This is a genomic window from Micromonospora endophytica, assembly GCF_003236305.1.
Classification (GTDB): domain Bacteria; phylum Actinomycetota; class Actinomycetes; order Mycobacteriales; family Micromonosporaceae; genus Micromonospora; species Micromonospora endophytica.
Map to the genome: position 1 here is coordinate 1 of NZ_POTX01000250.1, position 8,436 is coordinate 8,436.

An 8,436-nucleotide genomic window follows, 5' to 3' on the forward strand; every position below is an offset into this window, starting at 1 on the left:
GAGGTCGCAGGCGACCTGCGCGCGGCGGGACGGATCGGCAAGCTCGACCTCCTCCCCGACCGCACCCCCCAACTCGTCATCGCCTGCGCGTTCTAGCTGCGGTGTAAGGAGGGGCCCCCTTTTAACGCCTCAGGTAGAGGAGGGGCCCCCTATTAACAGCCCGCCGCGTCTGCGACCGTCGGTACCCCCACCGTGCCGGTCGGAGCTGGTGCGATTTGTTAACAGGGGGCCCCTCCTCTACACCAGGCGTTAATAGGGGGCCCCTCCTTACACCGCAGCTAGAACGCGCAGGCGATGACGAGTTCGGGGGTGCGGTCGGGGAGGAGGTCGAGCTTGCCGATCCGACCCGCCGCGCGCAGGTCGCCGGCGACCTCGGTGAGTTGGTCGAGCAGGGCGGCGGGGCCGAGCGCCTCGGCCAGCGGCACCTCCGCTTTCATCGACAGTTTGCGCTCGGACTTGGCCCGGCGGACCTGACCCAACGCGTCGGACGCCAACCGCAGCAGCTCCGGGTCACCCTCGCCCTGGATGGCCCGGCTCACCTCGTACGTGGTGGGCCACGGTGCCCGGTGCACCGAGCCGTACCGCCACCAGGACCACACCTCCTCGGTGGCGTACGGCAGCACCGGCGCGAGCAGCCGCAGCTGCACCGAGAGCGCGGTGGCCAGCGCGGCGCGGGCCGAGTCGGCCCCGGCACCGCTGCCGTAGGCGCGTTCCTTCACCAACTCGATGTAGTCGTCACAGAAGCGCCAGAAGAACGACTCGGTGGCCTGCAACGCCGCCGTGTGGTCGTACGCCTCGTACGCCGCGGTAGCGGCCGTCACCACCTCGGAGAGTGCGGCGAGCATGGCCCGGTCCAGCGGTTCGGTCGCCGGCGCCCGCAACGCGTCGGCGACCCCCGAGCCGCCGCTACCCGGCCCGGCGATCCCCGAGCCGCCGCTACCCGGCCCGGCGATCCCCGAGCCGCCGCCGCCACCCGGCCCGGCGGCACCCGAGGCGCTGCCCAGGCCGAGGGCGAAGCGGGAGGCGTTGAGCAGTTTGGTGGCGAGCCGGCGACCGACCTTGATCTGGGCCGGGTCGAAGGCCAGGTCGGTGCCGGGGCGGCCGTTGGCGGCCCAGTAGCGCACCGCGTCGGAGCCGTGCTGCTCCAGCAGCGCCATCGGGGTGACCACGTTCCCCTTGGACTTGGACATCTTCTTGCGGTCCGGGTCGAGGATCCAGCCGGAGAGTTCGGCGGTGTGCCACGGCAGGGTGCCGTGTTCCAGGTGTGCCCGGACCACCGAGGCGAACAGCCAGGTCCGGATGATCTCCTGTCCCTGCGGGCGCAGGTCCATCGGGAAGACCTGGTGGAACAGGTCGCTGTCGGTTTCCCAGCCGGCGGCGATCTGCGGGGTCAGCGACGAGGTGGCCCAGGTGTCCAGCACGTCCGGGTCGCCGATGAAGCCGCCGGGCTCGCCGCGCTGGGATTCGGCGTAGCCGGGTGGGGCGTCGTCGGAGGGGTCGATCGGGAGCGAAGTCTCGTCCGGCGTGAGAGGCTGGGACCAGTCCGGCTCGCCAGTGTTGTCGAGCCGGTACCACACCGGCACCGGCACGCCGAAGAAGCGCTGCCGGCTGACCAGCCAGTCACCGGTCAGGCCACCGACCCAGTGTTCGTAGCGGTGCCGCATGTGTTCCGGCACCCAGCGCAGCTCCCGCCCCCGGGCCAGCAGCGCCTCGCGCAGGTCGGTGTCGCGGCCCCCGTTGCGCAGGTACCACTGCCGGGTCGAGACGATCTCCAGTGGCCGGTCGCCGCGTTCGTAGAACTTCACCGGATGGGTGATCGGGCGCACCTCGCCGACCAGGTCGCCCGCGTCGGCCAGCAGCTGCACCAGGGTTCGCCGGGCACCGTTGACGGTCTGCCCGGCCAGCGCCGCGTACGGTTGCGCCGGCACCCCGGCCGGCGGCTCCGGCAGCAGCCGACCGTCGCGGCCGATCACCACCCGGGTGTCCAGGGCCAGTTCCCGCCACCAGGTCACGTCGGTCAGGTCACCGAAGGTGCAGACCATCGCGATGCCCGTGCCCTTGGCCGGGTCCGCCAGCGCGTGCGCGCGCACCGGCACCTCGACCCCGAAAACGGGAGTACGCACAACCGCGCCGACCAGGTCCGCGTACCGCTCGTCGTCGGGGTGGCAGACCAGCGCCACGCAGGCCGGCAGCAGCTCGGGCCGGGTGGTGTCGATGAGCACCTCCCGGCCGTCGGGGCCGGAGAACCGCAACCTGTGGTACGCGCCGGGCCGCTCCCGGTCCTCCAGTTCGGCCTGGGCCACGGCGGTGGCGAAACCGACGTCCCAGAGCGTCGGCGCCTCCGCCTGGTACGCCTCGCCCCGGGCCAGGTTGCGCAGGAACGCCCGCTGCGAGGTGGCGCGGGCCACCGACCCGATCGTGGTGTACGTCAGGGACCAGTCCACGGAGAGCCCGAGCCGCCGCCACAGCGCCTCGAAGACCTGCTCGTCGGCGGCCGTCAACTGCGTACACAGCTCGATGAAGTTGCGTCGGGAGATCGGCGTCGGGTTCTTCCGGGCGGCGTCGTCCACCGGGGCGTCCGGTGCCCGCCACTGCGGGTCGTACGGCAGCGACGGGTCGCAGCGCACCCCGTAGACGTTCTGCACCCGCCGCTCGGTGGGCAGCCCGTTGTCGTCCCAGCCCATCGGGTAGAAGACCCGCCGACCGCGCATCCGCTGGAACCGGGCGACCAGGTCGGTATGGGTGTACGAGAAGACGTGCCCCATGTGCAGCTCGCCCGATACGGTCGGCGGCGGCGTGTCGATCGCGTACACGTCCGCCCGCACCTTGGTGCGGTCAAAAGCGTACGTGCCTTCCTCCTGCCAGCGGCGCGCCCAGGTCTCCTCGAGCCCGTCCAGAGTCGGACGCTCGGGGACGCCGGTGCGGGCCGTCCTCGCCGTATCAGTCATCGACCGATCGTAGACACCACCCCGTGCCGGGGGCACGGATTATGCGACGGCCAATCGGCAGCAGGAGCGAGGCGGAACCGGTTTCCTTGCCGCCGTGGCCTCACCCAGTGAAGGTTACGAAGTCCACGCAGGACTGTTACCCTCGACGATCAAACCGCAAGACAACGCTGTCACCTCGTGACAGGGGAAATCAGTGTATCGGTCCATCGCAAGTGCTACCGTGGCATCCTTCGAGGCAAGGGAGCAGGTGGCTCGTCGTCTGGATGCCGCACTGGTGCGGTACGACGCGTGGTACGTGGTGCTCCTCGCAGTTATCCTGGCTCTGGCCGTTACGATCTTCGCCGGGCTGTTGATCTGGTGCGTCGTTTACAAGGACCGTAGGTTCACCGGGAACTGGAGCTGGAACTGGTCCGGCGTTTCGGTCAATGCCGAATGTGTGTGACACCTAGCTAGCTGAACACCTGTGTGCACCCGGCGGCTGAGCCCCGGGTGCACACAGCTTAGGTATTGTCAGAGCCGAGCGAATTGGGCAGGTTCAGTGAAAGTCGTTGATCCTTTGCGAGTTAGGGATGTCTCGTTCTCTTATCGGCGTGGCATCCTTGCGCTTCGAAAGGTCTCGCTCACACTGAGGCCTGCCGAGATCGTAGGATTAGTCGGTGCTAATGGTTCAGGAAAATCGACCTTAATTAAGACAATCTTTGATCTTGTGCAGACCGCTTCAGGATCAATTGAGATTGGTGGTTTTGGTCATCGCCTCGCCGCCGCCAAGCAGCAGGGTCTGCTGCTGCCCAGTGAGGACTATCTTCCCGAATTTCTCGCTGGCAGCGAATACCTGGCCCATCTGCATCAGTTGTACGAACTTCCCCTGGTCGACACAGACATAGCCGAACTCTTCGACCGGTTCTCTATGCCTGGCAGGGAGAATGACCTTATCGAGGACTACTCCCACGGCATGCGGAAGAAGGTTCAGCTGATCGCCGCCTTCATGCTCCGTAGGCCCTTCACTGCAATCGACGAAACGCTGAATGGCATCGATTTCGATGGTCTACGGGTTAGTGAGCGACATGTTCGACAAATGCGAGACGACGGCCTCACTGTCCTGCTGTGCAGTCATGATTTCTCGCTACTAGAGCGTTCCGCCGACCGAATCATCCTCATGGCGGCCGGCGAGATTCTGGGAAGTTTCGACACCGCCACGATCCTCGCTGAGCATGGCAGCCTGTACTCGTTCGTCGACCAGGAGCTTCCGATCGGGGAGCCGGCGTGAGAATAAGACAGACGTACGTGGTCACCAAACTGCTTGCGCGGTTCTTCTGGCGGAGAGTCCTCTCAGTCGGCATCTTGCGGTCGCGCATCGGCCGTTTCGGCATCGGGCTCTTTGCGTTGCTGAGCATTCTCGGGCTCACCGCGATTGCGACGCTCTACCTGCGAGACATGCTCTCCGACATGGCGATCGTTCAGCTTCTGTTTCAGGTCGCGTCGGTGTCGGCGACATTCTGGACGATCATCGCTTTTATCTTCGTAAAAATTCTCTTCATGAAGTCGCATGAGTTCCTCCGCCTGACTTTTCAATTGCCTATCACCAATCACGAACGTTCGGCGGCGATGCTGCTTTACGAGATGTCATTCGCGTCTGCTGTGGCGCTCGTGTTGTTCATCCCTGCGTCGCTCGCGGTGATTATTCAGCATGGGCTGCCAGCCCTGATGTTGGTCTTGGGAGGGGTCGTTTTTCCGGCGCTGACCCTTTACCTATTTCTTGCGCTGACGTACAACGTGATATTTCGTTTGGCGGAAGCGTTGCGAATGGTGCGAATGTCGCAGCTGATCGTCAGCATTATCTTCGTGTTTGCTGTGTTCTTCTACAATTCGCGAACTCCGGCAATCCTTCTGCAAATGTCGGATGACTACCTGAACGAGCGCGAAGCGTTCTATCCGACTGCGGCCTATATCTCTGTTCTGGACAACTATGGCCCAATCGCCATGATGGTGCTGTTCTTTGGGTGTGCCGCCGTACTCGTATCGCTGGCCCTCGGGAGCGCGCCGAAAGTCCCTCCGATCGTGCGACAGTTTGTCAAGTTCCCACTCGTCGGCTTCGCGCGCTACCGTGTCGTTGCGTTTGTTGCGGCAATTGCTCGCCGCTGGGAGCTCTGGCTCGCGAGCGTGATAGCGTATTTGTGCTTCCTCTCTCTGGTGACGTCAAACTCGCCGGCCCAGGCGCCTTACGCGCTGCTTATCCTGCTTGTGCAGAGCATTTACGCTTATGTAGGGGTGGCGCCACTCAGGCGCCTTGCTGGCCCGAGGGTCTCGGCGTGGAGCGAGTACCTACTTATCGTTTCTTCGCAGCTGCTTGTTCTTCTCTTGCTCGCCTTGCCGGTGATTCTCGGATCCCAGATCGCGCAGATCCCGCTGGCGGCAATCGGCTGGTCTCTGCTCGCGTGTGCCAGTTCCGTTCTCAGTGCTACTCTCATCGGCATCGTCTTTCCTCCCGAGAAGGACAATCCTTTTACTGTCTTGGTCGGCCTTGGAGCGCTGTTCGCGGTAGTCGGAATTCTCGGTGTGATGGTGGGAATCCTGAGCCTTCCCGCCGCGGCAACAATAGCGATTCTGGTCGGTGCGCATGGTGTGGTTGTCGCGTACGGCGTGGCGGGTATTCAGTCTCTTCGACGGAAGGCGCGTTATGAAGCGAGCAATGGCGGTAGTTAGTTGTGCACTGGGTGCGCTTGTCTTGACGCTGGGTGCGGCGACCATGACAATCCTGGCGCTGATGTTCTCGACCAAGGATGACGATGTGCGCAAGGAAGGATTATTCGGGAGCGTCTTCTTTGAATCTAGGACTACACCTGAGGATAGTCTGATGGTGTCTGCGGGATTGGGCTCCTGGATTCCCTTGGCGCTGATTTGGGCCGTTACGTTTGCGTTCCTCGTTCTGGTGTGGCGGATCAGTATCCAGCTGAAGGAGCGCCGAAACGCCCTACTGGAGGCGCACGCCGGGAAAGGTGCACCTTGAGCCGTGCACGGTCTGGCCTTACGCGTCGCTCGGCGTATGTTGATGCTGTGGGCACGGTTGCTGGCGGCGCCCCTGTCGGTGCTGGTCGTGGTAGCCGGCTACGCCGTCTGGGCGGGTGAGTATGCCCTGCTGCTCTTTGTCGGCGGTTTTGTTTTGGTGCTTGTCGGGGGAGCCGTGGGCTCCTTCGTCATTCACGAGGTCGGCCACGCTTTGATCCTGGAGCGGTGCAGGGGTGTGCACCGGGTGGAGATTCAGTCCACAAAGCTACGCTTCTCTCTTGCCCCACAAGGCGTCCTAACCAGTGCCGAGGCAGCCGCTGTCGCTGTCGCCGGTCCCGCCGCGTGCATCGCAGTCGGCACAGGACTGGCCGTCTTCGCGCAGGATCTGGGTCTCCATTGGTGGTACCTGGTTCATGCGATCTTCCTGGTTCCACCCTTTGGTGATGGTGCAGCGCTGCTGCGCGCCTGGCGTGTAGGCGCAGGCTGAGCGTCCTCTACGTCAACGAGTCACGCCACTGGTGGTGCAGGGCGGCGTACCGGCCGCCGGCGGCGATCAGCTTGGCGGGCGGGCCGTCCTCGACGATCCGGCCGCCGTCGAGGACCAGCACCCGGTCGGCGTTCTCGACAGTGGAGAGCCGGTGTGCGATCACCACCGCTGTCCGGTCCCGCAGGATGGTGCCGAGCGCCTGCTGCACCAGGCGCTCGGTCGGCACGTCCAGCGACGAGGTGGCCTCGTCCAGGATCAGCACCGCCGGATCGGCCAGGAACGCCCGCGCGAAGGCGACAAGTTGCCGCTGCCCGGCGGAGAGCCGGCCGCCGCGCCGACGCACCTCGGTGGCGTACCCGTCGGGTAGTGCGGCGATGAAGTCGTGCGCGCCGATCGCCCGGGCGGCGGCCTGCACGGCCGCGTCGTCGGCGTCCGGGCGACCGAACCGGATGTTCTCCGCCACCGTGCCGCCGAACAGGTGCGTCTCCTGGGTGACCAGCACCACCGCCCGGCGCAGTTCCGCGTCGGCCACCTGGCGCAGGTCCACACCGTCGAGCGTGACAGTGCCGGTGACCGGATCGTAGAAGCGGGCCAGCAGCTTGGCGACGGTGGACTTGCCGGCACCGGTGGGGCCGATCAGCGCCACGGTCTGCCCGGCCGGGATGGTGAGGTCCAGGCCGGTCAGGATCGGTGTCTCGGCCCGGTACCCGAACGAGACCCCCCGGAACTCCACCGCCGCGCCGACCCCGCCGTCGACCGCCCCGACCCCGCCGACCGTGCCGCCCGTGCCGCCGATCGCGCCGCCCGTGCCGCCGCCCGTGCTGGGCGTGCCGCCGACTGCCCCGCCGACCGTCCCGGCAGCGGTGCGGCGGGGTAGCGGCACGGGACGTGCCGGCTCGGCGACCTCGGGGCGCTCGTCGAGCACCCCGGCGAGCTTCTCCAGCGCCGCCGTCGCCGATTGCAGGGAGTTGTAGAACTGGCTCAGCTCCTGCATTGGTTCGAAGAACCGGCGCAGATAGAGCAGGAAGGCCGCGAGCACGCCGACCTCGATGTGACCGTCGAGCACCCGGGCGCCGCCGTAGCAGAGCACCGCCGCCACCGTGACGTTGCCGATCAGCTTGATCCCCGGCGAGTACGTCGCGATCAGGCGGAACGCGTGCCGGCTGGCGAGGCGGTAGTCGTCGCTGACCGCGGAGAAGATCTCCTGGTTGCGTGGCTCCCGGCGGTAGGTCTGCACCGCCCGGATGCCCCGCATCGACTCGACGAAGTGCACGATGACCAGGGCCATCGCCTCGCGGGTACGCCGGTACGCGGCGGCCGACGCGCGGGCGAACCAGCGGGAGAGCCAGAACAGCAGCGGAAAGGCGAGCAGGGTGACCGCGGCCAGCGGCAGGTCCAGCCAGAGCAGGATGCCGGCCACCGACACGATCGTCAGCACCGCCATCACCAGGCCCTCGACACCCCCACCGGCGAGTTCGGAGATCGAGTCGATGTCGCTGGTCAGGCGGGAGATCATCCGGCCGGAGGTGTAGCGCTCGTGGAAGGCCACCGGCAGGCGCAGGAAGTGCGCGTACACCCGCTGGCGGAGATCGAGCAGGACGGCCTGGCCGATGTGGGCGGAGAGGGAGAGGAAGCCCCGGCGGGCCGCGTACTCGATGGCGGTCGCGGCGGCGAACGCCACCGCGACGGCGACCAGCGGACCGGACCGGCCAGCCTGTAGCGGTTCGATGGCCCGGTCGATGCCGAGCATGACCAGGTACGGCCCGGACATGGCGGCGGCGTTCTGGGTCAGCAGCAGCGCGACCGCCCCACCCAACCGTCCACGGTGCGGCCGCAGCACGTCGGCGAGCAGCGCCCGGCTGCGGGTGCGCAACTGGGCCACCGCCTCGGGGGAGGTGTCCTCGGCCAGGCTGCGGTCGGCGTGCGGATCGGGCGCGACACCCCGCCAGTGGGCTGGCTCTTATACACATCTCCGAGCCCACGAGACTAGCGCTC

6 protein-coding genes and 1 pseudogene are annotated in these 8,436 nt (G+C 66.5%); 5 read left to right on the forward strand and 2 right to left on the reverse strand.

All coding sequences use genetic code 11. The annotated features are described in order from the left end of the window. Positions 1-278: 278 nt before the first annotated feature. Positions 279-2,948, reverse strand: coding sequence for a valine--tRNA ligase (valS, locus tag C1I93_RS25535; protein ID WP_111245835.1), 2,670 nt, complete (start codon positions 2,946-2,948; stop codon positions 279-281). A gap of 220 nt (positions 2,949-3,168) precedes the next feature. Between valS and C1I93_RS25540 the strand changes: the two genes are divergently transcribed. From C1I93_RS25540 to C1I93_RS25560, 5 genes are all read left to right on the forward strand, one after another. Beyond that, positions 3,169-3,390: a hypothetical protein gene (locus C1I93_RS25540; protein WP_212808290.1), complete on the forward strand. Its 222-nt coding sequence runs from the start codon at positions 3,169-3,171 to the stop codon at positions 3,388-3,390. 96 nt (positions 3,391-3,486) lie between these two features. Beyond that, positions 3,487-4,215 carry an ATP-binding cassette domain-containing protein gene (locus tag C1I93_RS25545; RefSeq protein WP_181445325.1) on the forward strand — a complete coding sequence of 243 codons (729 nt, stop codon included), beginning with the start codon at positions 3,487-3,489 and terminating at the stop codon, positions 4,213-4,215. Positions 4,216-4,232: 17 nt separating this feature from the next. Then, the gene (locus C1I93_RS25550; RefSeq protein WP_146603573.1) at positions 4,233-5,651 is read left to right on the forward strand and encodes a hypothetical protein; all 1,419 of its coding nucleotides are present in this window, start codon (positions 4,233-4,235) and stop codon (positions 5,649-5,651) included. Positions 5,652-5,694: 43 nt separating this feature from the next. Continuing rightward, entirely contained in the window at positions 5,695-5,955 is a 261-nt protein-coding gene (locus tag C1I93_RS25555) for a hypothetical protein (protein WP_111245838.1), read from the forward strand. Between the two features lie 3 nt (positions 5,956-5,958). Beyond that, positions 5,959-6,441 (forward strand): hypothetical protein, encoded by a 483-nt coding sequence (locus C1I93_RS25560; RefSeq protein ID WP_146603574.1) that lies wholly within the window; start codon positions 5,959-5,961, stop codon positions 6,439-6,441. Positions 6,442-6,448: 7 nt separating this feature from the next. Here the strand turns inward: C1I93_RS25560 and C1I93_RS32745 are convergent. Further along, a pseudogene (locus C1I93_RS32745) lies at positions 6,449-8,392 on the reverse strand (ABC transporter ATP-binding protein); the annotation flags it as partial. Between the last annotated feature and the right edge of the window lie 44 nt (positions 8,393-8,436).